Origin of the sequence: [Clostridium] scindens ATCC 35704 (assembly GCF_004295125.1) — a bacterium.
Classification (GTDB): domain Bacteria; phylum Bacillota; class Clostridia; order Lachnospirales; family Lachnospiraceae; genus Clostridium_AP; species Clostridium_AP scindens.
The window spans coordinates 1,269,089-1,292,500 of record NZ_CP036170.1; the positions used below are offsets into that span (position 1 = coordinate 1,269,089).

The 23,412-nt window shown below is 47.1% G+C and carries 25 protein-coding genes (1 of these 25 running past the window's edge); 24 read left to right on the forward strand and 1 reads right to left on the reverse strand.

Annotation, left to right across the window (positions count from 1 at the left end; translation table 11 throughout):
* Positions 1 to 38: 38 nt before the first annotated feature.
* The 13 genes from HDCHBGLK_RS06530 (at position 39) to HDCHBGLK_RS06590 (ending at position 12,163) form a co-directional block, all read left to right on the forward strand.
* Positions 39 to 1,772, forward strand: coding sequence for a phospho-sugar mutase (locus tag HDCHBGLK_RS06530; protein WP_004607155.1), 1,734 nt, complete (start codon positions 39 to 41; stop codon positions 1,770 to 1,772).
* Positions 1,773 to 1,954: 182 nt separating this feature from the next.
* Positions 1,955 to 2,230, forward strand: coding sequence for an HU family DNA-binding protein (locus HDCHBGLK_RS06535; RefSeq protein WP_004607156.1), 276 nt, complete (start codon positions 1,955 to 1,957; stop codon positions 2,228 to 2,230).
* Positions 2,231 to 2,314: 84 nt separating this feature from the next.
* Entirely contained in the window at positions 2,315 to 2,554 is a 240-nt protein-coding gene (locus tag HDCHBGLK_RS06540) for an RNA-binding S4 domain-containing protein (protein ID WP_004607157.1), read from the forward strand.
* A 49-nt stretch (positions 2,555 to 2,603) separates the two neighbouring features.
* Positions 2,604 to 2,888 carry a sporulation protein YabP gene (gene yabP, locus HDCHBGLK_RS06545; RefSeq protein ID WP_025646175.1) on the forward strand — a complete coding sequence of 95 codons (285 nt, stop codon included), beginning with the start codon at positions 2,604 to 2,606 and terminating at the stop codon, positions 2,886 to 2,888.
* 4 nt (positions 2,889 to 2,892) lie between these two features.
* A complete protein-coding gene (gene yabQ / locus HDCHBGLK_RS06550; protein WP_004607159.1) occupies positions 2,893 to 3,225 on the forward strand; it encodes a spore cortex biosynthesis protein YabQ in 333 nt (110 codons plus the stop codon).
* Positions 3,226 to 3,310: 85 nt separating this feature from the next.
* A complete protein-coding gene (locus HDCHBGLK_RS06555) occupies positions 3,311 to 3,634 on the forward strand; it encodes an FtsB family cell division protein (protein WP_004607160.1) in 324 nt (107 codons plus the stop codon).
* Between the two features lie 94 nt (positions 3,635 to 3,728).
* Positions 3,729 to 5,132: a SpoIIE family protein phosphatase gene (locus tag HDCHBGLK_RS06560; RefSeq protein WP_004607161.1), complete on the forward strand. Its 1,404-nt coding sequence runs from the start codon at positions 3,729 to 3,731 to the stop codon at positions 5,130 to 5,132.
* Positions 5,133 to 5,210: 78 nt separating this feature from the next.
* Positions 5,211 to 6,560, forward strand: a complete 1,350-nt coding sequence (gene tilS, locus HDCHBGLK_RS06565) for a tRNA lysidine(34) synthetase TilS (protein ID WP_004607162.1) — start codon at positions 5,211 to 5,213, stop codon at positions 6,558 to 6,560.
* Between the two features lie 4 nt (positions 6,561 to 6,564).
* Positions 6,565 to 7,092: a hypoxanthine phosphoribosyltransferase gene (gene hpt, locus HDCHBGLK_RS06570; RefSeq protein WP_004607163.1), complete on the forward strand. Its 528-nt coding sequence runs from the start codon at positions 6,565 to 6,567 to the stop codon at positions 7,090 to 7,092.
* Between the two features lie 17 nt (positions 7,093 to 7,109).
* Positions 7,110 to 8,954: an ATP-dependent zinc metalloprotease FtsH gene (ftsH, locus tag HDCHBGLK_RS06575; protein ID WP_004607164.1), complete on the forward strand. Its 1,845-nt coding sequence runs from the start codon at positions 7,110 to 7,112 to the stop codon at positions 8,952 to 8,954.
* 34 nt (positions 8,955 to 8,988) lie between these two features.
* Complete coding sequence (locus HDCHBGLK_RS06580) at positions 8,989 to 11,031, forward strand: glycoside hydrolase family 13 protein (RefSeq protein ID WP_004607165.1); 2,043 nt, start codon at positions 8,989 to 8,991, stop codon at positions 11,029 to 11,031.
* A 99-nt stretch (positions 11,032 to 11,130) separates the two neighbouring features.
* Positions 11,131 to 11,745 (forward strand): recombinase family protein, encoded by a 615-nt coding sequence (locus tag HDCHBGLK_RS06585; protein WP_004607167.1) that lies wholly within the window; start codon positions 11,131 to 11,133, stop codon positions 11,743 to 11,745.
* A gap of 163 nt (positions 11,746 to 11,908) precedes the next feature.
* Positions 11,909 to 12,163, forward strand: a complete 255-nt coding sequence (locus HDCHBGLK_RS06590; protein ID WP_130574569.1) for a hypothetical protein — start codon at positions 11,909 to 11,911, stop codon at positions 12,161 to 12,163.
* A gap of 45 nt (positions 12,164 to 12,208) precedes the next feature.
* Here the strand turns inward: HDCHBGLK_RS06590 and map are convergent, their stop codons facing one another.
* Positions 12,209 to 13,018 carry a type I methionyl aminopeptidase gene (map, locus tag HDCHBGLK_RS06595; RefSeq protein WP_004607169.1) on the reverse strand — a complete coding sequence of 270 codons (810 nt, stop codon included), beginning with the start codon at positions 13,016 to 13,018 and terminating at the stop codon, positions 12,209 to 12,211.
* 174 nt (positions 13,019 to 13,192) lie between these two features.
* On the opposite strand from map, the gene HDCHBGLK_RS06600 reads away from it, so the two are divergent.
* The 11 genes from HDCHBGLK_RS06600 to HDCHBGLK_RS06650 all read left to right on the forward strand — a co-directional run.
* Positions 13,193 to 14,269 (forward strand): 6-phosphofructokinase, encoded by a 1,077-nt coding sequence (locus HDCHBGLK_RS06600; RefSeq protein WP_009248934.1) that lies wholly within the window; start codon positions 13,193 to 13,195, stop codon positions 14,267 to 14,269.
* Positions 14,270 to 14,290: 21 nt separating this feature from the next.
* Positions 14,291 to 15,862: a DNA polymerase III subunit gamma/tau gene (gene dnaX, locus HDCHBGLK_RS06605; RefSeq protein WP_004607171.1), complete on the forward strand. Its 1,572-nt coding sequence runs from the start codon at positions 14,291 to 14,293 to the stop codon at positions 15,860 to 15,862.
* Positions 15,863 to 15,874: 12 nt separating this feature from the next.
* On the forward strand, positions 15,875 to 16,228 hold the full coding sequence (locus HDCHBGLK_RS06610) for a YbaB/EbfC family nucleoid-associated protein (protein ID WP_009248936.1): 354 nt from the start codon (positions 15,875 to 15,877) through the stop codon (positions 16,226 to 16,228).
* A 15-nt stretch (positions 16,229 to 16,243) separates the two neighbouring features.
* Entirely contained in the window at positions 16,244 to 16,840 is a 597-nt protein-coding gene (gene recR / locus HDCHBGLK_RS06615; RefSeq protein ID WP_004607173.1) for a recombination mediator RecR, read from the forward strand.
* 63 nt (positions 16,841 to 16,903) lie between these two features.
* Positions 16,904 to 18,001: a LacI family DNA-binding transcriptional regulator gene (locus tag HDCHBGLK_RS06620; RefSeq protein ID WP_004607174.1), complete on the forward strand. Its 1,098-nt coding sequence runs from the start codon at positions 16,904 to 16,906 to the stop codon at positions 17,999 to 18,001.
* A gap of 264 nt (positions 18,002 to 18,265) precedes the next feature.
* Entirely contained in the window at positions 18,266 to 18,919 is a 654-nt protein-coding gene (gene fsa / locus HDCHBGLK_RS06625; RefSeq protein ID WP_004607176.1) for a fructose-6-phosphate aldolase, read from the forward strand.
* A 26-nt stretch (positions 18,920 to 18,945) separates the two neighbouring features.
* Entirely contained in the window at positions 18,946 to 19,782 is an 837-nt protein-coding gene (locus HDCHBGLK_RS06630; RefSeq protein ID WP_004607177.1) for a transketolase, read from the forward strand.
* Positions 19,770 to 20,711, forward strand: a complete 942-nt coding sequence (locus tag HDCHBGLK_RS06635) for a transketolase family protein (RefSeq protein WP_004607178.1) — start codon at positions 19,770 to 19,772, stop codon at positions 20,709 to 20,711. The genes HDCHBGLK_RS06630 and HDCHBGLK_RS06635 overlap by 13 nt, the downstream gene beginning before the upstream one ends.
* Positions 20,712 to 20,918: 207 nt before the next feature.
* Entirely contained in the window at positions 20,919 to 21,395 is a 477-nt protein-coding gene (locus HDCHBGLK_RS06640; protein ID WP_230104857.1) for an HD domain-containing protein, read from the forward strand.
* A 114-nt stretch (positions 21,396 to 21,509) separates the two neighbouring features.
* Positions 21,510 to 22,583: a LysM peptidoglycan-binding domain-containing protein gene (locus tag HDCHBGLK_RS06645; protein WP_004607180.1), complete on the forward strand. Its 1,074-nt coding sequence runs from the start codon at positions 21,510 to 21,512 to the stop codon at positions 22,581 to 22,583.
* Between the two features lie 94 nt (positions 22,584 to 22,677).
* A protein-coding gene (locus HDCHBGLK_RS06650) for a DUF5711 family protein (protein WP_004607181.1) crosses the window boundary here: on the forward strand, positions 22,678 to 23,412 show its 5' portion. Its footprint extends 528 nt past the window's final position; only the first 735 of its 1,263 coding nucleotides appear in the window; it begins with the start codon at positions 22,678 to 22,680; the stop codon falls past the right edge of the window.

The following is a 23,412-nucleotide window of genomic DNA, read 5'->3' on the forward strand; positions in this document are numbered from 1 at the left end:
GTTGTATAATAAAATCATTAAGGACAGGAGGTACGACTATGGAATATCGTGAAAAATTTGAGGGATGGCTAAGCAATCCATACTTTGATGAAAACACAAAGGATGAACTAAGAAGCATAGCGGAAGATGATAATGAGATCAAGGAGCGTTTCTACAAAGATCTAGAATTTGGAACTGCCGGACTAAGAGGAATCATCGGCGCAGGAACGAACCGCATGAACATCTATACAGTCAGAAAGGCAACCCAGGGGCTTGCCAACTATATCATGAAGAATGGCGGTCAGGCGAAAGGCGTGGCAATCGCGTATGATTCCCGGCGCATGTCCCCGGAGTTTGCAGATGAGGCTGCATTGTGCCTTGCTGCCAACGGGATCAAGGCGTATGTATTTGAATCTCTGCGCCCGACGCCTGAACTGTCTTACGCCGTTCGCACGCTTGGATGCATAGCCGGAATTAACATTACGGCCAGCCATAATCCGCCGGAGTATAATGGATACAAGGTATACTGGGAGGATGGCGCACAGATTACCCCTCCTCATGACAAAGGAATTATGGATGAGGTTGAGGCAGTTACGGATTATAATACGGTAAAGACCATGGGGCTTGAGGAAGCAAAGAAGGCCGGACTCTATGAAGTTATCGGGCAGGAAGTGGACGATGGCTACATTGCAAAACTTAAGAAACAGGTGATACATCAAGACTCCATTGATGCGGTAGGAAAGGAACTGAAGATCGTCTACAGTCCTCTTCACGGTACCGGAAATATTCCGGCAAGGCGCATTCTTAAGGAATTGGGGTTTGAAAATGTATATGTAGTAAAGGAACAGGAACTGCCGGACGGAGAATTCCCCACCGTTTCCTATCCGAATCCAGAGGCCAAGGAAGCCTTTGAACTTGGGCTTGCGCTTGCAAAAGAGGTGGATGCCGACTTGGTGCTGGCTACGGATCCGGATGCCGACCGACTTGGAGTGTATGTAAAAGATGCCAAGTCAGGAGAGTACAAGGTACTTACCGGCAATATGTCCGGTTGCCTGCTTGCAGACTATGAGATCGGCCAGCGCAAGGAAGTCAGCGGCCTTCCGGACGACGGCTATCTCATTAAGACCATTGTAACCTCCAATCTGGCGGATGCCATAGCCAAGGGCTATGATATCGGACTCATCGAGGTCCTGACCGGCTTTAAGTATATCGGACAGCAGATCCTCGGATTCGAGACTACGGGGAAAGGGACATATCTCTTTGGCTTTGAAGAAAGTTATGGCTGCCTGATCGGAACCTACGCAAGGGACAAGGATGCGATCGTAGCGACAATGGCTCTGTGCGAGGCTGCAGCCTATTATAAGACGAAGGGTAAGACCCTGTGGGACGCTATGGTGGACATGTATGACAAGTATGGCTACTATAAGGATGATATCCAGTCTATCACGCTAAAAGGAATCGAAGGCCTTCAGAAGATCCAGGAAATCTTAGAGACTCTGCGCAAGAACCCGCCGCTGGAAGTAGGCGGATACAAGGTGCTGAAGGTAAGAGACTATCAGGCTGATACGATCAAAGACGTGGCTACAGGCGATGTGGCACAGACCGGGCTTCCAACATCCAACGTCTTGTATTATGATCTGACGGATGACGCGTGGCTGTGCGTAAGACCATCCGGTACGGAGCCTAAAGTAAAATTTTATTATGGAATCAAGGGAAGTTCCCTTAAGGATGCGGATGAAAAATCAAGCAAGCTTGGAGAAGAAGTTTTATCCATGATCAACACCATGATGTAAGTCAGGGAAAAAGTGGGAAAACCCTGAAAATACGGGAAAAACTGAGAAATCACCTTGACAAATACAGGGAAAACAGGTATAACAGTAACTAAAGGCATGCCATATGAGCGTATGGGGAGCCGAATAATTTGTAGAATTGAAAATAAGGGATTCTATACGTAAACAAGAGGAGGAAATTATCCATGAACAAAACAGAATTAGTAGCAGCAATTGCTGACCAGGCAGAATTATCTAAAAAAGATTCTGAAAAAGCTTTAAAGGCTTTTATTGATGTTGTAACAGATGAACTGAAAAAAGATCATAAGGTACAGTTAGTCGGCTTTGGCACTTTCGAAGTAAGCAAGAGAGCAGCAAGAGAAGGAAGAAATCCTCAGACAGGAAAAACCATGAAGATTGAAGCATGCAAGGCTCCAAAATTCAAGGCTGGAAAAGCATTGAAAGACGCTGTTAACGCATAATTCGGCGAACGGATAAGTTTTATAAAAGTATAGGAATAGAGAGCGCCTTACGCTCTCTATTTTTATGTCTGGAAGGAGGATGTTATGAGACTGGACAAGTTTTTAAAGGTTTCCCGCCTGATCAAGAGGAGGACCGTGGCAAACGAGGCCTGCGATGCAGGAAGAGTGACCGTCAATGGAAGCGTGGCAAAGGCTTCCGTGAAGGTAAAGCCAGGAGACATTATTGAGATTCGATTCGGAATGAAGACGGTGAAGGTGGAAGTGCTGGATATACAAGAGACCACAAAAAAGGAAGAAGCCAAAGATCTATTCAAATATCTGTAATAAATGGAAACAACCCTTCATAAGATAATTAAGAAAGGTTGTGATGCGCATGGAAGAAAGAACCGTACAAAAAAACCATAAACTGGTGATCAATAACCGGAAAACCAGCCTTGTTACAGGCGTTATAGATGTGCTGTCCTTTGACCTGAATGAGATTCTGCTGGAGACGGAGCAGGGGATGATGATGGTGAAGGGGACAGATCTGCATGTCAACCGCCTGAGTCTGGAAAAAGGGGAAGTAGACCTGTCAGGAAATATTGACAGCGTGGCTTATTCGGATGTCCAGGCGCATGGCAAGCAGCAGGAGAACATATTCTCGAAATTATTCAGGTGATTGTATGCCGGGACTGAAAGAAGAATTAATGGTGTTTGTGATGGCGGTAATATCCGGCGCCATCGTGCGGCTGGCCTACCGCTGTATCGCTTGCTTTCGGAATATCATAAGGCATAATCTCGTAGCTATAGGGATAGAAGACCTTATTTTCTGGATAGGCTCTGCCATCTATATCTTTGTGCAGATTTACCATACAAGTGATGGTAGTATAAGGTGGCATTTTGCACTAGGTGTTGTGCTGGGGGCAGTTTTGATGACGGTTTTTTTAGGGCGGCTGGAAAAAGTGTACAAAAAAATCTACACGCGTAAGAAGAAGGATTTTCCCCAAAAGTCTTGATTAAAAGAAGGAAAAAAGTTAATATATTATTATTAATTGGGTGAGTATAGTCGGCAGGGGTGCCGACGTAAGGGTGAGTAATTATATGAATGGAATTAAACAAAAGAGCCATAGAAGGCGGCAGAAAAAACGCATACAGCGACACAAGAGAAGCGTGCTGGCGGTCAGCACCGTAATTCTTCTGTTGATAGTGGTGGTATCCGCAAGCAGCATGACGCTCCGTGCAAGGGATAAGTCCTATCAGGCACAGGAGATGGAACTGAAGGAGCAGATAAAGGAAGAGACGGCACGCAAAGCAGAGATCAAGGATCTTGAGAAGTACGTGGGAACAGATGAATATGTAGAAGATGTTGCCAAAGACAAACTGGGTCTGGTACATGAGAATGAGATTATATTTAAGGCAAAATAATAAACAGATGATAAGCTTTAGGAAGTAGGTTTCCTAAAGCTTTTTCTTTGTCTGGGAGAAATTTGTCTAATAACCATTGAAAGGGGAGCAAAGAATGGCGGAGGTAAAAGAGAAAGAGACTTTTGTGAATCCTTATGTCATACAGATGGACAAGTTCGCGGATTCACTGATGCATCTGTCAAAGACATTTCTGACATTGGAGGATTATAAGGGGACCTTTACCAAGGATGAGATCGAGGAGATGTTCCTGAAGATTACGGACAAGGTCTGCGAGAACTGTGAAAAGAAAGAATGGTGCTTGGGAGAAAACCGGGTCCATACTTATCAGATGTTGTATGAGATTCTATGCGCGGTGGAAGAATATGGAGCGGAACTGAATATTGAATTGAAGCGGAAACTACAGAAGAAATGCATCATGGCTCCCAGATTTTTAAGGGAGACGCTGGAAGTGTTCGAAAATGCGAAGCAGATATTGATGTGGAACAACAAGATTGTTCAGAATCGGGAAGGATATGCCGTGCAGCTGAATAGTTTTGCGAAGATGATCCAGTATACCACCAGGGAATTGGATGCGGGCATATTCGAAGATGAGCATCTTGAGAAACGGTTGAAGAATCAGCTAAAGAAATGCGGGGTAAGAATGCTGTCCGCAGTGTTCTATATGACGCCTCAGGGAAAGTATGAGATCCATCTGACGGTGAAGGCTATGAAGGGGCAGCTGATAGCCACCAAGGAGTTTGCGGCGTTGGTCGGAAACTGCGTGGGAAGAGTCATGATGCCGGAACAAGGAGAACGGCCCATTATAGGGGAAGAGTACTGCACGGTTGCGTGCGTGGAGGGCGCCAGATACCATACCTTGCAGGGCGTGGCGAAGATCGGGAAAGGGTGCGAGAAGATCTCCGGGGATACGTTCCTGATGACGGACCTTCCGGGCGGCAAGAAAGGCATCGCCTTATCGGATGGAATGGGGTCGGGCGAAGAGGCTTTTCGGGAAAGCACGATGGTGGTAGAGATGCTGGAGGAATTGCTGGAAGCAGGGTTCCCTGTAAAGACGGCCGTTCAGATGATGAATACGGCTCTGGTGATCGGCAGGGAAGAAGTGCGTTTTTCCACGATAGACGTCAGCCTGTTTGATTTGTACAGCGGCACCTGCGAATTTGTAAAGGCCGGGGCATCAACCACATTTATCAAAAGGAAGGACGCGGTTGAGAAGATCTGTTCTACGACGCTGCCAATCGGGGTCCTGCAGGATATTGAGATTGATATAGTGACAAAGAGCCTTGCGTCCGGGGACTATGTGATCATGGTGACGGATGGCATTATGGACGCGCTGCCTGTCGGAGAGCAGGATGCGCTGATGAGCACATTTATCCTGGATTCTAATATCGTGAATCCAAAAGAGATGGCGCACCATATCCTGGGACAAGTTCTGGAATGGACCGGGGAAGTCCCCCTGGATGATATGACGATATTGGTAGTGGGAATGTGGAAACTGTAAGGGAAACTTGCTTTTTACCGGGAAATTCTATATATTTAAAAGGAACAAACGAATTACTAACATAAGAAGGATTATGCTATGTATCATAAGGTAAAGGCGTATATAGAGAAGTACCATATGCTGGATGAAAAGGATAAGGTGATTGTAGGCGTATCAGGAGGGGCGGACTCCATATGCCTTCTTTTCATGCTTATCCAATTGAAAAAGGAAATGGGCCTGTCCGTAGAGGCGGTTCATGTACATCACGGGCTGAGAGAAAAGACCGCGGATGCGGATGCGGTCTATGTAAAAAAAGTATGCAAAGAGCTAGGAATCGGGCTTCGCTTATATTATGAAGATGTAAAATCCTTTGCTTTGCATAATAAGATGAGCGAAGAAGAGGCTGGCAGATATGTAAGAAGGCGGATTTTCAAGGAAGTCCTGCAGGAAGCGGGAGGGACTAAGATCGCCCTTGCCCATCATCAGAACGACAACGCGGAGACCCTGCTGTGGAATCTGTGCCGGGGATGCAGCCTGAAAGGAATGGGGGGGATTGCGCCTGTAGACGGCGTATTTATTCGCCCTCTTTTGTGTCTAAAACGGGAAGAGATTGAATCATATCTGGTGAATCGGGGAATATCTTATTGTACGGATGAAACCAATCTTGAGGATGGCCATACCAGAAACCGGATCCGCAACCATGTGATACCTTATCTGGAAGAGCAGGTAAATGAGAGGGCGGTTTCCCATATGTCGGAGACTATGGAACAGATGAGACAACTGTGGAAATATGTAGAGTCAGAAACTACGCGTTACGCTGCCAGATGTATAAAGGTGTCGAAAGACCAAACGCGGAGGGTGCTTCTTAAGGCGGAATTCATCCTTGTGCCCGAGGCGCTGCGCTCCTATGTGCTTCATGAATGTATATGCCAGGCGGCCGGGGGGCGCAAAGACATTGAGTCCGTCCATACAAAGATGTTGTCAGAACTGCTGGATAACCAAGTGGGACGCCAGGCAAGGCTCCCCTATGGAATCGTGGCAGTGCGGCGCTATGAGGGAATCGAGCTTCGCAGGGAAGGCGATGGACGTCCGAAAGACCAGAATCCGGAAGGGCTTATGAAGATGCGAACGCTGCCAAGAACGTCGGGGAAAGTAATATTTCCGGAAAACCCCTACACGAAATGGTTTGATTATGATATAATAAAAAATACTGTAAAAATCAGGCATAGGGAGCCGGGAGACTATATAACGATTGATAAAAACGGCAAAACCCAGAAACTGAAGCAGTATTTTATTAATGAAAAGATTCCACAGGAGGAAAGAGACCGGATCTGGCTTATCGCGGATGGGAAACATATCATGTGGATTGTAGGGTACAGGCAGAACCAGCAGTATCAGATCACAGAGAATACCAGAAGGATTCTGGAAATAGAATTTTGCGGAGGATGAAAAGATGGCAGAAACAGTTAGAGTATTGATTGAAGAGGATGAAGTCGCGAAGAGAATTGAGGAACTGGGTAAAAAGATCAGCAAGGATTATGCAGGAAAGCAGGTGCACCTGATCTGTGTCCTGAAGGGCGGAGTATTCTTTATGTGCGAGTTGGCAAAACGGATCAGCATACCGGTTTCCATGGACTTTATGAGTGTCAGCAGTTATGGAGACGGCACGTCGTCAAGCGGCGTGGTAAAGATTGCAAAAGACCTGGATGAGACGCTGGAAGGAAAAGACGTGCTGGTAGTTGAAGATATTATTGATTCCGGAAGGACGCTTTACTATCTGCTTGACATCCTGGCCAAGAGGCACCCAAGCAGCATGAGGCTGTGCACGCTTCTTGACAAGCCAGAGAGAAGAGTGCGCGACGTGAAGGTAGACTACGTGGGATTCGAGATACCGGATGAATTTGTCGTAGGCTATGGGCTTGACTATGCGCAAAAATATAGAAATCTACCATACATCGGGGTTGTAGAAGGTGTGGAGTAGAAAGGGGCTATAAAACATTGAATGACAAGAAGACCAGAGGGCTGAGCGGAGCCACGGTGCTGATATTCGTAGTGTTTCTGTTTGCAGCATTGTGGTTCACGAATCAGTTTGACCAAAAAGATAAAGAATTGACATGGAAGGAATTTGAGAAGCTTATCGTCAGCGATAATGTGGAGGCTGTTACCGTCAGCCAGAATAAAAATGTTCCGACAGGGCGGGTAGAGATCCAGGTTGATACAAAGAATGATGAAGATTCCGTAAGGTATCTGTATGTATCCGATGTCAATGAGATTCAGAATTACCTGAAGGAAAAGAAGATTGACTACGAGATGCCGGACGTGCCGCAGGACAGCTGGTTCGCAACGACGATCGTGCCGATGCTTCTGGTTCTGGGAGGAGTTCTGCTGATATTCCTGCTGATGAACCGACAGGGCGGAGGGGCCAACGCCAAGGCCATGAACTTTGGCAAGAGCCGCGCAAGGCTTAGCACAGATGTGGAAAGAAAGATCACATTCGGACAGGTGGCCGGCCTGAAAGAAGAAAAGGAAGAACTGGAAGAGATCGTGGACTTTTTAAAGGCCCCGAAAAAATACATCCAGGTAGGCGCGAGGATTCCGAAGGGAGTCCTTCTGGTAGGCCCTCCCGGTACCGGAAAGACCTTGCTTGCTAAAGCGGTTGCCGGAGAGGCCGGGGTTCCGTTCTTTACCATCTCAGGCTCTGACTTTGTAGAGATGTTTGTCGGAGTTGGCGCGTCCCGCGTAAGGGATCTGTTCGAAGAAGCGAAGAAGAATGCGCCATGCATTATTTTCATTGATGAGATTGATGCCGTGGCGAGACGCCGCGGGACGGGAATGGGCGGCGGACATGATGAGAGAGAGCAAACGCTGAACCAGCTGCTGGTAGAGATGGACGGCTTCGGCGTCAATGAAGGAATCATCGTAATGGCCGCTACCAACCGTGTAGATATCCTGGATCCTGCAATCCTGCGCCCCGGCCGCTTTGACAGGAAGGTTATGGTAGGCCGGCCGGATGTACAGGGACGGGAAGAGATCCTGAAAGTTCATGCGAAAGGGAAACCGCTTAGCGAGGATATTGACCTTAAGCAGATCGCGCAGACGACTGCCGGATTTACAGGAGCGGATCTTGAAAATCTCCTGAATGAGGCGGCAATCCTGGCAGCTAAGGAAAACAGGATATACCTGAAGCAGGAAGATATTAAGAGATCCTTCGTCAAAGTAGGGATCGGCGCCGAGAAAAAGAGCAGGATCATATCCGATAAAGAAAAGCGTATCACGGCATTCCATGAGGCAGGACATGCGATTCTCTTCCACGTGCTGCCGGATGTAGGGCCTGTATACAGTGTCTCCATTATTCCAACCGGCGGGGCGGGAGGCTATACGATGCCGCTTCCGGAAAATGATGAGATGTTCAATTCAAAGGGCAAGATGCTGCAGGACATTACGGTTGCCCTTGGCGGACGCGTGGCAGAAGAAGAAGTATTTGACGACATCACCACCGGGGCCTCCCAGGACATTAAGCAGGCGACGAGCCTGGCAAAATCCATGGTGACCAAGTTTGGAATGTCAGAGGCTCTTGGCCTGATTAGTTATGATGACGATAGCGATGAGGTGTTCATTGGGCGTGACCTGGCGCATACATCCAGAGGATACGGGGAAGGCGTGGCGACTGTCATTGACCAGGAAGTGAAAAGGATCATAGATGAATGCTATAGCAGAGCAAGACATATTATCAAGAAATACGATGATGTGCTTCACTCATGCGCAGAACTTTTGTTAGAAAAAGAGAAAATCTCTAGAGAAGAGTTTGAATCATTATTTACAGGGGAAGTATCTGAGGCATAAGGAAAGAATAATGAATTAGAGAGGGTTTGGTTGCATGAAGGAACAAGCTTTGTTTTGTGATGGAACTGCCAGTTATGTCAACCCGCCGCAGCCGGCGGAGAATGAAACAATAACGCTGCGCTTTCGCACGGCAAAAGATGATGTAGATCGGGTGCGTCTCATGACGGGCGTCGGCGGATATGATATGAAGAAGGAAAGCAGCAGCGGCGAATTCGACTACTATACGATCAACTGGCGTTTGAATGAGGAGCCTTTCCGGTATTGCTTTGAAATCCAGGATGGTGACGAGCTTTGTTATTACAACAAGTGCGGCACGTCAAAAGAAATCGTTGCATTTTATGAATTTGTCATTGTACCGGGATTTTCTACGCCGGATTGGGCAAAAGGGGCGGTAATGTATCAGATTTTTACAGACCGGTTCTATAATGGCGATAAGACCAATGATGTTGAGTCCAGGGAGTATTTTTATATAGGAGATTACAGCAGGAAGGTAACAGACTGGAATAAATATCCGGATAAGATGGGAGTACGAGAGTTCTATGGCGGGGATTTGCAGGGAGTGATCGATAAACTGGATTACCTGCAGGATCTGGGCGTGGAAGTCCTGTACTTCAATCCATTGTTTGTCTCGCCTTCCAACCACAAATACGATATTCAGGATTATGATTATATAGACCCGCATTATGGGGTGATCGTGGAAGATGGGGGAGAAGTCCTGGCAGAAGGCGTGACGGAGAATCGGCTTGCTGCGAAGTACCAGAAAAGAACGACGGATATTAAGAATCTGGAAGCCAGCAATCAGTTGTTCATCAAGCTGGTAGAAGAACTTCACAGGCGAGGCATGAGAATCATTCTTGACGGCGTGTTCAACCATTGCGGCTCATTTAATAAATGGATGGACAGGGAACGCATTTATGAAAATCAGGAGGATTATGAGCCAGGAGCATTTATTTCCCCAGACAGTCCTTACAGAAGTTATTTCAGATTCTTTAAGGAGGAGCCGGGAAATTGGCCGTACAATTCTAACTATGACGGCTGGTGGGGGCATGATACGCTTCCAAAATTGAACTATGAAGATTCCATGAAACTGGAGAATTATATATTATATATTGGAAGGAAATGGGTATCCCCGCCGTATAATGTAGATGGATGGCGTCTGGATGTAGCAGCGGATCTGGGGCGAAGCAATGAGTACAACCATCAGTTCTGGAAGAAATTCCGCGAGGCGGTCAAGGATGCCAATCCAGAGGCGATTATTCTTGCCGAGCATTACGGAGATCCCAGCGACTGGCTTCAGGGCGATGAGTGGGATACGGTCATGAACTATGACGCCTTTATGGAGCCTGTAACATGGTTCCTTACAGGGATGGAGAAGCACAGTGATGAAGCAAGAGAAGAACTGCGGGGCAATGCGGATAACTTTGTGGGCTCTATCTCCCATCATATGTCTAATATGCTGACGCCATCCTTGCAGGTGGCGATGAACGAATTATCGAACCACGATCATTCGCGGTTCCTGACCCGTACCAATCACATGGTTGGAAGGGTAGAGCACCTGGGGCCGAAGGCCGCGGAAGAATATGTGAATGAGGCGATCATGCGGGAAGCTGTTGCGATACAGATGACGTGGGTAGGGGCGCCGACCATCTATTATGGAGATGAAGCGGGCGTGTGCGGATTCACAGATCCGGATAACAGGCGGACATATCCCTGGGGACATGAGAATCAGGAACTGCTGAATTTCCATAAGGAGATGATACGGATACACAAGGAACATCCGGCGCTTCGTACAGGATCCCTTAATATACTGAGCTGGGATGAAAATGTGCTGGCATATGGCCGTTTCCTGGGTGAGGACCGTATTGTGGCAATTATTAATAACCGGAGCGAGCTTACAGAGGTCACGGTTCCGGTATGGCGGGTGGAAGTGCCAATAAAATGCCGGATGAAAAGGCTGATCTATTCCTATTCAGACGGCTATACGATAGAAGATGAAGAATATCTGGTTGACGAAGGGGAAGTCGTTGTAAATATGGGGGCGCATTCTGCGCTTATACTGGGAATGAAAGAAGCTTGAGGCTCATTAAAATATCATGGAAGAAGATTATGGAAAATATTACCATAATCTTCTTTTGCTTTTATCGGTTATCATAGATGAAAAGGCAAGGAGGAGGAAATGGGTAAAAAAACATATGGTTATGTGCGGGTATCCAGCAGGGATCAGAATATAGACCGGCAGATTGCGGCAATGGAGAAGATTCCCATCCGCAAGGAGGACATCTACATAGACAGGCAGTCGGGCAAAGACTTTGACAGGCCCAGCTACCGCCGGCTCTTGAATCGCTTAAGGCCCGGGGATACCTTGTTCGTGAAATCAATTGACAGACTGGGAAGAAATTATGATGAGATTATTGAGCAGTGGAGGACACTTACAAAAGCGAAGGACGTGGATATCGTAGTGATTGATTTTCCGCTGCTGGACACCAGGAACCATGTGAACGGGCTGACTGGCAAATTCATATCGGATCTGGTGCTCCAGATCATGTCCTATGTAGCCCAGATTGAAAGGGAGAATATCCGGCAGAGGCAGGCGGAGGGAATTGCGGTTGCAAAATTAAAAGGGGTGGCATTTGGAAGGCCGAGGAAAGAGATACCGGAAGAATTCCCGGATGTGGTGAAACTTTGGGAGAATAATCAAATCAGCATGAGGGAGGCGGCAAGGAGGCTGGGAACAAGCCATAGCATGTTTGCAAAATGGATTTCCCAATGCCAGGATAAAAATAAATGTTAAAATTTGGCAGATTATGTAGACTTTTACATCCATTGTTTTTGGAGGTCTAATGCCTCTCTTGTTACTTATATATATACAAACTGCTATTAAAAATATAACATTAGTGGATTAAAAAGTCTGATTTTTAGTCCATTTTTTGTTGGATAATGGGATGAGGATAAATATGTCGCCAAAAAGAAAGAACATAGAATTAATTGAATTATTGGCAGAACAGGCAGGCTGCACGTACCTGTCGGATTTGCGGCTTGAGGACTACCGTTGCAGGCTGGAAGGCTGTCTCCAGAAGATGGATATAGAACGCTATGGAGAGGAAGAGTGGGCGGAAGCGGCCAATTACCTGACAGGCACTCCCAAAGAAGAAATTGCTACGAAGGTTCAGGCAAGGCGATTGATTCTTGAAAAATGCAGGAAAGAATAAAGAAGAACTGAAGGCGGATAAGAATACACGCTCCAGTTCTTCTTTTTATTTTGTCATAACCTCGACACCGTTCTCGGTAATCAATACCATATACTCTATCTGCGCGGACAGCCCGTCGTCGATGGTGTAGACGGTCCAGCCATTTCCCTCGTCAATATAGAATTCAGGGCTTCCTTCGTTGATCATGGGCTCGATGGTAAACATCATGCCCGGCACGAGGACCATTTCACTGCCCTTGGGGGTCACATAGCTGACATAAGGATCTTCATGGAATTCCAGGCCGATTCCATGGCCGCCGATATCTTCCACGACAGAAAAGCCATTCTGCCTGGCATGGGTATTGATGGCATAAGCGATATCTCCCAAATGTCCCCATGGCTTTGCCGCCTTTAAGCCAAGTTCCACGCATTCTTTGGTGACTCTGACGAGCTTCTCAGCCTCAGGGGATATCTGTCCGATTGTAAACATCCGGGATGCGTCCGAATAATAGCCATTCAGAATAGTGGATACATCCACATTAATGATGTCGCCCTCCTTCAGGATCTCGTTTTCATCGGGGATTCCATGGCATATGACATTGTTGACGGATGTACATACGCTTTTGGGGAATCCCTGATAATTAAGGGGCGCCGGGATACCACCGTGCTGAGTGGTATAGTCGTATACCAGCCGGTCAATCTCTTCCGTACTCATGCCTTTACGGATATGGGCGGCAACATGGTCCAGGACGGCAGTATTCAAGTCCGCGCTTTCCTGGATTGCCTTAATCTGCTCCGGCGTCTTAAGCAAAGAGCGATCCGGCACAATCTGTCCCTTTGCGGCCAAGGTCCATAGTTTTACGTCTAGTTTATCCACAATATTACCTACCTTCTTATAAAAATATCCATATGTTTCATTATATCATCCCTGTCAATGGGGTTGTTTGTTAATTGAAAATAAGTTATAATTTTATTATATTATGTGCTAAATGCGGGCATGAATATAAGTTTAAAATATAGGAAAATATTTGGTCGTGAAAGGAGCGGACGTATGTTAAGAATAGGAATGCTTACAAGCGGAGGAGACTGCCAGGCGCTGAATGCGGCGATGCGCGGCGTAGTAAAAGGAATCTGCTCTAAAAGAGATGATGTGGAAATCTACGGATTTCAGGAGGGGTATAAAGGACTGATCTATTCGAATTTCAAGATGCTGACTTCCAGGGACTTCTCCGGGATATTGACGATTGGCGGGACGATTCTTGGGACATCCAGGCAGCCATTCAAGCTGATGCGCGTTCCGGATGAGAATGGCCTTGATAAGGTGGAGGCGATGAAGCATACGTACCACAAGCTGAATCTGGACTGCCTCGTAGTCCTGGGAGGTAATGGAACGCATAAGACTGCGAATATGCTCAGAGAGGAAGGCCTGAATGTCATCACGCTTCCGAAGACGATTGACAATGACTTATGGGGGACGGATATGACCTTTGGGTTCCAGAGCGCGGTGGATATCGCGACGGATACTATTGACAGGATCCATACGACAGCCACATCCCACAGCCGGGTATTCATCATCGAGGTTATGGGGCACAAGGTTGGCTGGGTAACGCTTCATGCGGGAATTGCAGGAGGCGCGGACATTATATTGCTGCCGGAGATTCCATACGATATTGATGTGGTGGTGGAAGCAATTAACAAGCGCAAGGCCGCAGGAAAGAAGTTTACGATAATCGCAGTGGCCGAGGGAGCAATATCCAGGGAAGACGCGAAGCTTTCCAAGAAGGAACTGAAGGAAAAGAAGGCGAAGCAGAAATATCCTTCGGTTGCCTATGAGATATCTGAAAGGATCCAGAAGAAGACAGACCAGGAGGTACGCATTACGGTTCCTGGCCATACGCAGCGCGGCGGCTCGCCCTGCGCGTATGACAGGGTTCTGGCCACGAGGCTTGGAGCGGCAGCTGCGGAAGCCATACTGGATGGAGACTTTGGCTGCATGGTGGCTGTAAAGAACAGGGATATTGTCCGCGTTCCGCTCAGCGAAGTGGCAGGTAAATTAAAATACGTGGATCCGGAATCTGATATTGTCAGGGAAGCCAAGATGACAGGAATCAGTTTTGGAGACAAATAAAGCAGACAGGGAGTGTAAGAAATGTCATATACGGCATTGTACCGGAAGTTCCGTCCTGACGAATTTGAAGACGTAAAAGGTCAGGACGCCATAGTAAAGACATTGAAAAACCAGATAAAAGCAGAACGGATCGGACATGCGTATCTGTTCTGCGGGACAAGGGGAACTGGAAAGACGACTGTGGCAAAGATATTTGCGAAAGCGGTAAACTGCGAGCATCCGGTAGATGGAAGCCCATGCGGGGAATGCGCCATGTGCAGATCGATCGCCGCGGGCACGTCTATGAATGTGATAGAGATTGATGCCGCGTCCAACAACGGCGTGGACAATATCCGCGAGATCCGCGAGGAGGTGGCGTACCGGCCTACAGAAGGAAGGTACAAAGTCTATATTATAGATGAGGTCCATATGCTTTCTATAGGAGCATTCAATGCGCTGCTGAAAACATTGGAAGAGCCCCCGGAATATGTGATATTTATTCTGGCCACAACGGAAGCCCATAAGATACCCATTACGATTTTAAGCCGATGCCAGCGGTATGATTTCAAGAGAATATCGATTGAGACCATATCCGACAGGCTCCGGGAATTGGTTGACAAGGAGGGGTGGGAGGTGGAGGAAAAGGCCGTGCGCTATATTGCGAAGATGGCGGATGGCTCCATGAGAGACTCCTTAAGCCTGCTGGATCAATGCGTTGCCTTCTACATTGGTGAGAAACTGACCTATGATCATGTGCTTGAAGTGCTGGGAGCTGTGGATACGGAGACATTCAGCAGGCTGCTTCGGGAACTGCTTTCCATGGATGTGCATAAGGTAATAGTGACGGTAGAAGAACTGGTGATGCAGGGGAGGGAACTGTCCCAGCTGGCATCGGATTTCACCTGGTATCTGCGCAACCTGCTCCTTGTAAAAAGTTCTGACAATATGGAAGATGTGCTGGACGTGTCCACGGAAAATCTGACCCAGTTAAAAGAAGAGGCCCAGATGATTGACAATGACACGCTAATCCGGTATATTAGAATTTTCTCGGACCTTACCAATCAGTTAAAATACGCCACCCAGAAAAGGGTACTGCTGGAGGTTACGCTGATAAAGTTATGCCGGCCGGCCATGGATCAGAATCAGGATGCGCTTCTTGACCGGATCAGGCTGATTGAAAAACAGTTAGAAGAAGGACTTTTAGACAGCGCTGTAAGGGAAAAGGTAGTCTATGTCAACTCGGATGGCCCCGCAGAACAGAAAGAGAAGCCAAGGCCCGAACTGCCCAAGGCGCTAAACGAAGATGTAAAGGCAGTGGCCCAGGACTTCCGCACCATTGCAAATGACGCATCGCCGCTTCTTCGAACGTATTTGAAGAAAGCCAGGCTAAGCCCGGGAGAGGGCAGCCGCCTGCTCATCGTACTTCCGGACGAAGTAAGCGCCGCTGCGGTGGGGACTGCGGAGCATAAAGAAGAGATAGAGAGGCTCATTGAAGAAAAGATAGGAAAACAGGTCGATATAGAAGTCCGGCAGCTGGAAGAAGGCCGAAGGTTTGAGGATAGTTTCGTGGATCTTGAGAATTTGATCCATATGGAAATAACAGTAGAAGATTAGGAGGATATGAAGATGGCAAAACGTGGAGGATTTCCGGGAGGAGGAATGCCTGGGAATATGGCAAATCTGATGAAGCAGGCACAGAAGATGCAGCGTCAGATGGAAGAACAGGCAAAAGAAATGGAGACAAAGGAGTTTACTGCCACTGCCGGAGGCGGGGCAGTAGAAGTAACGGTATCAGGAACGAAGAAGGTATTGAAGGTCAAGCTGGACGAGGAAGCCGTAGATCCGGATGACGTGGAGATGCTGGAGGATCTGATCGTTGCGGCGGTGAATGAGGCGATGGATAAGGTGGATGAAGTGTCCGCGTCAGCCATGTCCAAGTTCACAGGCGGCATGGGCGGACAGATGCCTGGATTGTTCTAGCAGGGAGCGTAAGAAATGGATTATTACAGTAGCCAGATGAGCAAGTTAATTGAAGAATTGTCATGCCTCCCGGGCATAGGTTCAAAGTCAGCGGCAAGGCTGGCTTTTCACTTGATACACATGCCCCTGGATGACGTAAAAAGGCTGGCGTCCACGATGGTCGAGGCGCGGGAGAATGTCAGATACTGCGCGCAGTGCTATACGCTGACGGATCAAGAACTTTGCCCGATCTGCAGTAACAGCAGCAGAGATCACAAGACGATCATGGTAGTAGAGAACACCAGAGACCTGGCAGCATATGAAAAGACAGGGAAATACAACGGCGTGTACCATGTTCTGCATGGGGCGATCTCGCCAATGCTTGGCATTGGGCCGGAGGATATCAAATTAAAAGAACTGATCGAGCGCTTGCAGGGGGACGTGGATGAGGTGATCATCGCCACGAATTCCAGCTTGGAAGGGGAGACTACGGCTATGTATATCAGCAAGCTGATCAAGCCTACAGGAATCAAGGTTAGTAGGATTGCCAGCGGCGTTCCGGTTGGAGGAGACTTGGAGTATATTGACGAAGTGACCCTTTTGAGGGCGCTGGAAGGCAGGACACAGTTGTAAATGCAAAAGGGGGCGGGCAATTAATTGTGGATTGACCTGTCCCCGTTGAGGTGATAAGAGAGAATGGGAAAGAAAAAAGTTACATCTACAGATATCGCGAGGGCCGCCGGAGTATCGCAATCTACCGTCTCCATGGTTCTGAACAAAAAGTACAATGTATCTTTTTCAAAAGAAACTGTGGAAAAAGTCGAGAATGCCGCGAAAGAATTAGGATATGTCCCTCCGAAGCGCAAGACGAAAAAAGGTGCCAGGCAGGAGAAACTTTTGGTGATCTTTTGTTCCAACCTTACGAACCCTTATTATGTCATGCTGCTTCAGGGAATTGAGTCCAGGGCAAAAGAGCAGGGATTCGGCCTCTTTGTCTGCAATACCCAGAGAGATTTGAGAATGGAGGAGCGGTATCTTAAAATGATGTGGGAATTGCGTCCTCTGGGAATCATTTACACCTGCAACCCAAGCCACTGCTTTATGGATCTGTTGAAAGAACTGTCTGAAAAGATTCCGGTGGCAGTCATTAACAACCAGAATGAGAAGATGAGTGTGGATGCAGTGGAACTGGACAACTCCAAACTAGGAAGAATTATGGCACGCCATCTTCTGGAACTTGGGCATCGGAAGGTGGCCTATATCGCGCCTCCTCTTACAGCCCGGCAGAAGCAGCGCTCCAAGCGCGTGGAAGGATTTCTGAAGGTATATGAGCAGGCCGGCCTCAGGGATCAGGTGATTATTAAGGCCGCGAGGGAAGAGTTCGATCAGGATGTGGCCCTTATTGATTCGGAATATAAGATCGGCTATGATCTGACCCGCGAACTTTTGCAGGAGACCAGGGATATTACGGCGATTGCGGGACTTAACGACATGATCGCCTTTGGAATTATGGATGCGCTCCATGAGGCAAAGATAAAGGTTCCTGCTGATATGTCTGTTATGGGATGCGATAATACGCTGTTTGCCCGTATGCATAAGGTGGAATTGACGACCATTGAGCATTTTGTCATATTTAAAGGACGGGACGCCTGCGATATCATTATGAAAAAGATAGCCTCCCACCACACCCAGTATTCAGAGACCCCTCCCATCAGCACTTATCATGTAGAGTATGAGCCAAAACTGATCGTGCGGGGGACGACCGCGTATGCCAAAGGGAAAAAGAAAAAATAAAATTAATTTATTCCAGGAAATTATTATTAATAATAAAGTGGCAAAAAATAAAAAGAATAGTAAAATCATTGGAATAAATAATTTTTTAAAGAAAATCAGAAGAAAAATTACTTGTATGTAATTAATAAAATGTAGATATTAATAGAAAAAATTATTAATAAATCTTATGCGCTATTGACCAAACTTCATCCTATAAGTTATAATTCTAGCATGTGGCAAATAGCGGAAAGTGAAGGGATTCACGGAATTTAAAGGAGGAAGAAAATGAGGTTTTTCATTGACACAGCCAAGGTAGAGGATATTAAGAAGGCGAATGATATGGGAGTTATCTGTGGCGTAACCACCAACCCATCTCTGATCGCAAAAGAAGGAAGAGTATTTGAGGAAGTTATCGCGGAGATCGCGTCTATCGTAGACGGACCGATCAGCGGAGAAGTTAAAGCGACTACAGTTGACGCCGAAGGCATGATTGCAGAAGGAAGAGAGATTGCTAAGATTCATAAGAATATGGTAGTAAAGCTTCCAATGACCGTTGAAGGCTTGAAGGCATGCAAGCAGCTGACATCCGAGGGAATCAAGACGAATGTTACATTAGTATTTACGGCTAACCAGGCTTTGCTGGCAGCAAGGGCTGGCGCAACTTATGTCTCTCCATTCCTGGGACGTCTGGATGACATTTCCGTAAGAGGAACAGATCTGATAGCAGAGATCGCGCAGATCTTTGATGTGGCAGGAATCGAGACTCAGATTATAGCAGCCAGCGTACGTAATCCGATCCATGTAACAGACTGCGCGCTGGCAGGAGCCGATATCGCGACGGTTCCATATGCGGTGATCGAGCAGATGACCAAGCATCCGCTGACAGATGCGGGAATTGCAAAATTCCAGGCTGATTATAAAGCAGTATTTGGCGAATAATCCATCATACAGACAGGAGGAGCATCATGAACAAATTTGAGTTAATGAAGACTGCCAATGAGATCCGTAAAGGCATCGTTACGGCGGTTCACAGCGCTAAGTCCGGACATCCGGGCGGATCTTTATCTGCAGCGGATATCTATACATATCTGTTTTTTGAAGAAATGAATATCGATCCGAAAGACCCCGAAAAGGCAGACCGCGACCGTTTTGTTTTATCAAAAGGCCACACTGCCCCGGGATATTATTCAACTTTGGCAAACAGAGGATTTTTCCCGGTAGAGGACCTTACCACATTGCGCAAGGTGGGATCTTACCTTCAGGGGCACCCGGATATGAAGCACATTCCGGGAGTAGACATGTCAAGCGGCTCTCTGGGACAGGGAATCTCCGCGGCAGTCGGAATGGCTATCTCCGCGAAATTATCCGGAGATGGCTACCGTGTATATACGCTGCTTGGAGACGGAGAGATTCAGGAAGGACAGGTATGGGAAGCATCCATGCTGGCAGCACACCGCAAGTTGGATAACCTGGTGGTCATAGTAGACAATAACAACCTTCAGATTGACGGAGCCATTGATGAGGTTAACTCCCCATATCCGATCGATAAGAAGTTTGAAGCATTTAATTTCCATGTGATCAATATTGATGGCCATGATTTTGATGCTATTGACGCTGCCTTTAAGGAGGCCAGAGCCACCAAAGGACAGCCGACGGCTATTATTGCAAAGACAATCAAAGGAAAAGACGTTTCCTTTATGGAAAACCAGGCTTCCTGGCACGGCGCGGCTCCGAATGACGAGCAGTATGCGGTTGCTATGGCAGACTTGGAGAAAGTAGGTGAAGCATTATGTCAGAAGTAAAGAAGATTGCAACAAGAGAAAGTTACGGTAATGCTTTGGTTGAATTAGGAAAAGCCCATGAGGATGTCGTGGTACTGGACGCCGATCTGGCAGCGGCCACGAAGACAGGTACTTTTAAGAAGGCTTTTCCGGAGCGTCATATTGACTGCGGTATTGCTGAGTGTAATATGATCGGAGTGGCAGCGGGCATTGCTGCTACAGGCAAGGTGCCGTTTGCGAGTTCTTTCGCTATGTTCGCGGCAGGACGCGCATTCGAGCAGGTGCGTAATTCTGTAGGCTATCCGAAACTGAACGTTAAAATCGGCGCGACCCATGCCGGAATCTCCGTAGGAGAGGACGGCGCAACCCATCAGTGTAATGAAGATATTGCCCTGATGCGTACGATCCCGGGAATGGTCGTAATCAATCCGTCCGATGACGTAGAGGCTAAGGCGGCGGTTGAAGCGGCTTATGAGCATGTGGGACCTGTATATCTGCGTTTTGGAAGACTTGCTGTTCCGGTAATCAATGATCATGCAGATTATAAATTCGAGCTTGGAAAAGCGATCACGCTTCGCGAGGGTACGGATGTGACGATTATCGCGACCGGACTCCCGGTATCTGAGTCCCTGGCAGCAGCGGAGAAGTTATCAGCCGATGGAATCAGCGCGGAAGTAATCAATATGCATACGATCAAGCCGTTGGATGAGGAGGCTGTCATTAAGGCGGCTGCCAAGACCGGAAAGATCGTGACGGTAGAGGAGCACTCGATCATCGGCGGACTGGGAAGCGCGGTCTGCGACGTGGTTGCGGAAAAAGCGCCGGCAAAGGTAATGAAGATTGGAATCAATGATACTTACGGAGAATCAGGCCCGGCAGTAGAATTGATTAAGAAATATGGCCTGGATGCAGACAGCATCTATGAAAAGGTAAAAGCATTTGCAAAATAATTAATAGGTTATAGAAAAAAGCACATCCTGGGCGGGGTGTGCTTTTTGTAATTTTGAATTGCATTTTAGAAAGGATTTACAATCTTAAATGAAAGTGTTACGATATAGAAACCAGAAAAAGAGAGAGATGAGATAAAGGAGGTAGTCGTTGTGCAGGCAGCGATTACCTTTTTAGGAGAGAATGCGATGTTTGGAAGAGTAGGCGAAATGGCTAAGCGGCGCTTAAACAGACTGCGCCGCAATTGGAAGAGTGAATTTTATAGCGAAGTTAAGGATATAGCAGAGCATCCGGTGGTGCTAAGGATGAAATTATATCCTCATCATGGCAGCACAAACTGTTATCAGCATTGTATGAATGTGGCATATTACAATTACCAGTGGTGCAGGTTCCTGCACCTGGATGCAAGATCAGCAGCCAGGGCAGGGATGATCCATGATTTGTTCTTATATGACTGGCATATGCATGCCAAGAAGACGGGGGATTGTTTTCACGGGCTGACCCATCCGAAAAAGTCTTACCAGAATGCCAGGAAATTTTTTGATCTCAACCACATTGAGAAGGATATCATTCTGAATCATATGTGGCCGGTTACATTTTTTAAGATCCCAAGGACGAAAGAAGGATGGATTACGACGCTTACAGACAAGTATTGCGGCGCCTGCGAGACTAGCCGTCGAAAATAATGGGATCTACCGGGAACCTGCCGGAAATTTCCATGGACAAGCCCCACCAACCGCTAAAATATGCGGATTCCATATGCTATCATAAGCAAAAATATGCAGATGAGGTGAGAGTATATGGAAAGACAATTTCCCAAAAATGTAAGACAGATAGGAAACGTAAGCGACGAGCCTAAGATATATGTAGAAGACTATGTGGATACCTATCTGAACCAGCTGCGCGAAAGAGCAGCCGAAGAGCCGGTAGGAGTCATGCTTACCGGCGAGATCCTGATCCAGGAAGGACAGGCCGTGGTATATGCTTCCGGCGCTATACGAATGAAGGAAATTGAAGTAAATGGTACGGAAATAGTAATAGGGGAAGATACGTTTAAGGAATTGGAGGAAGAACGCAAGCAGTATTTTCCGTCCAGCGATGCGGTTGGATGGTGCCTGATCGAGAATGGACATCCTATGGGGCAGAACCGCCAGATAGCAAAAATACACGAGAAATCATTTGCAAAGTCAGATACCGTATTTATATGGAAGGATGCGGTAGACAATGAAGAAGTCTATTATGCATACAAATATGGCGAACTAATGCAGATGGGCGGACATTACATATATTATGAAAAGAATCCCAATATGCAGAACTATATGATCAGCACACGTAAAAAGATTGGCGTTACACCCAGTGAAGTGGTTGAGGATCGAGCTGCAAAGGATTTTCGTAGTGTCGTAAGAGAACGCATGGAGGATAAAGAACAGCGCCAGAGTTCCAGGCTTGTGTACGTTACAAGCGCGCTTCTGGTAGTGGTAGTTCTTGCGATCGGCATCTCAACCGTTAATAATTTTACTAAGATGGAGGCAGTTCAAAGTTCGCTTGAATCATTGTCCCAGTCGGCCAGCAAGACGGAGAGCCAGACCGGGACGGTGAATGAAGGCGAGGACGGGGCCTTGGAGGCAAACGGGATTATTGGAGACGGGGAGGCAAAAGATAAGGAAGCCTCCGGGGGAACAGTTCCAGAAACATCTACCGTCCAGGAACAGTTAAGCGATGAGGATTATTATGTAGTGAGAAAAGGGGACACGCTGGACAGCATCAGCGTAAAGGTGTATGGAGATGCCTCTCATGTAGAGGCGCTCTGTAAAATGAATGGATTGTCAGATGGCAACCTGATATACATTGGCCAAAAATTATTGTTACCATAGCTGGAAAATATGATATAATGAGCCCAAAGTGCGTAAGGATGCATTAAGCATCTTTGAATTATGACACGAATGAAAAGGAACAAAGGGGAAACAGATGATACACCGAAGAAATAAGAACCTTCGCGTTGTCAGAGAACCGGAAAATCCAGCAGACCCGACAGATAAGATTATTGAGCAGATTATGGATGAACTTAACAGTGAAGATGGTTCGATGAATGATATGGAGGAACAGATTAAAAAGCATAAGATCAAGTTCTGGCGCAGGATTATACTCAGCACGGCGGCTGTATTGGCGGTTGCGGCCGGCATATATCTTCTGGTCAATCTTCAGACTTACAGCAAGGCCCGGACTTTGGACACCTATGCAAGCGGCGGCTCGGCGAACAATAGTTATATGCAGTTTGCGGATGGCGTGCTTAAGTACAGCCGGGATGGGATTGCCTATCTGGATCAGAAGGGCGAGGAACAGTGGAATCATGCCTATCAGATTCAGAACCCTTTTTTAGACGTTAACGAGAAATCGGCGGCAATTGCAGACAAGGGCGGCAATGACATCATTGTATTCCAGGAAGATGGCCTGAAAGGAGAGATCCATACGACGCTTCCTATAGAAAAGATCAATGTCTCAGAGCAAGGGATTGTGGGCGCTATTCTGAAAAATGACGCATCAGCCAAAGTTATGTGCTATGATACCGCAGGAAATGTTCTTGTGGAGCACAAGACGTCCTTAAGCGGAACGGGATATCCGCTGGATGTATCGCTGTCTGAGGATGGAGAGGTCATGCAGGTGGTTTATCTTTATACTCAGGAGGGTAAAATCACCTCAAAG

Excerpts from the sequence above, each read along its gene's own strand:
- HDCHBGLK_RS06530 (WP_004607155.1), top strand. The coding sequence starts at position 39 with ATGGAATATCGTGAAAAATTTGAGGGATGGCTAAGCAATCCATACTTT.
- HDCHBGLK_RS06535 (WP_004607156.1), top strand. The coding sequence starts at position 1,955 with ATGAACAAAACAGAATTAGTAGCAGCAATTGCTGACCAGGCAGAATTA.
- HDCHBGLK_RS06540 (WP_004607157.1), top strand. The coding sequence starts at position 2,315 with ATGAGACTGGACAAGTTTTTAAAGGTTTCCCGCCTGATCAAGAGGAGG.
- yabP (WP_025646175.1), top strand. The coding sequence starts at position 2,604 with ATGGAAGAAAGAACCGTACAAAAAAACCATAAACTGGTGATCAATAAC.
- yabQ (WP_004607159.1), top strand. The coding sequence starts at position 2,893 with ATGCCGGGACTGAAAGAAGAATTAATGGTGTTTGTGATGGCGGTAATA.
- HDCHBGLK_RS06555 (WP_004607160.1), top strand. The coding sequence starts at position 3,311 with ATGAATGGAATTAAACAAAAGAGCCATAGAAGGCGGCAGAAAAAACGC.
- HDCHBGLK_RS06560 (WP_004607161.1), top strand. The coding sequence starts at position 3,729 with ATGGCGGAGGTAAAAGAGAAAGAGACTTTTGTGAATCCTTATGTCATA.
- tilS (WP_004607162.1), top strand. The coding sequence starts at position 5,211 with ATGTATCATAAGGTAAAGGCGTATATAGAGAAGTACCATATGCTGGAT.
- hpt (WP_004607163.1), top strand. The coding sequence starts at position 6,565 with ATGGCAGAAACAGTTAGAGTATTGATTGAAGAGGATGAAGTCGCGAAG.
- HDCHBGLK_RS06580 (WP_004607165.1), top strand. The coding sequence starts at position 8,989 with ATGAAGGAACAAGCTTTGTTTTGTGATGGAACTGCCAGTTATGTCAAC.
- HDCHBGLK_RS06585 (WP_004607167.1), top strand. The coding sequence starts at position 11,131 with ATGGGTAAAAAAACATATGGTTATGTGCGGGTATCCAGCAGGGATCAG.
- HDCHBGLK_RS06590 (WP_130574569.1), top strand. The coding sequence starts at position 11,909 with ATGTCGCCAAAAAGAAAGAACATAGAATTAATTGAATTATTGGCAGAA.
- HDCHBGLK_RS06600 (WP_009248934.1), top strand. The coding sequence starts at position 13,193 with ATGTTAAGAATAGGAATGCTTACAAGCGGAGGAGACTGCCAGGCGCTG.
- dnaX (WP_004607171.1), top strand. The coding sequence starts at position 14,291 with ATGTCATATACGGCATTGTACCGGAAGTTCCGTCCTGACGAATTTGAA.
- HDCHBGLK_RS06610 (WP_009248936.1), top strand. The coding sequence starts at position 15,875 with ATGGCAAAACGTGGAGGATTTCCGGGAGGAGGAATGCCTGGGAATATG.
- recR (WP_004607173.1), top strand. The coding sequence starts at position 16,244 with ATGGATTATTACAGTAGCCAGATGAGCAAGTTAATTGAAGAATTGTCA.
- HDCHBGLK_RS06620 (WP_004607174.1), top strand. The coding sequence starts at position 16,904 with ATGGGAAAGAAAAAAGTTACATCTACAGATATCGCGAGGGCCGCCGGA.
- fsa (WP_004607176.1), top strand. The coding sequence starts at position 18,266 with ATGAGGTTTTTCATTGACACAGCCAAGGTAGAGGATATTAAGAAGGCG.
- HDCHBGLK_RS06630 (WP_004607177.1), top strand. The coding sequence starts at position 18,946 with ATGAACAAATTTGAGTTAATGAAGACTGCCAATGAGATCCGTAAAGGC.
- HDCHBGLK_RS06635 (WP_004607178.1), top strand. The coding sequence starts at position 19,770 with ATGTCAGAAGTAAAGAAGATTGCAACAAGAGAAAGTTACGGTAATGCT.
- HDCHBGLK_RS06640 (WP_230104857.1), top strand. The coding sequence starts at position 20,919 with ATGGCTAAGCGGCGCTTAAACAGACTGCGCCGCAATTGGAAGAGTGAA.
- HDCHBGLK_RS06645 (WP_004607180.1), top strand. The coding sequence starts at position 21,510 with ATGGAAAGACAATTTCCCAAAAATGTAAGACAGATAGGAAACGTAAGC.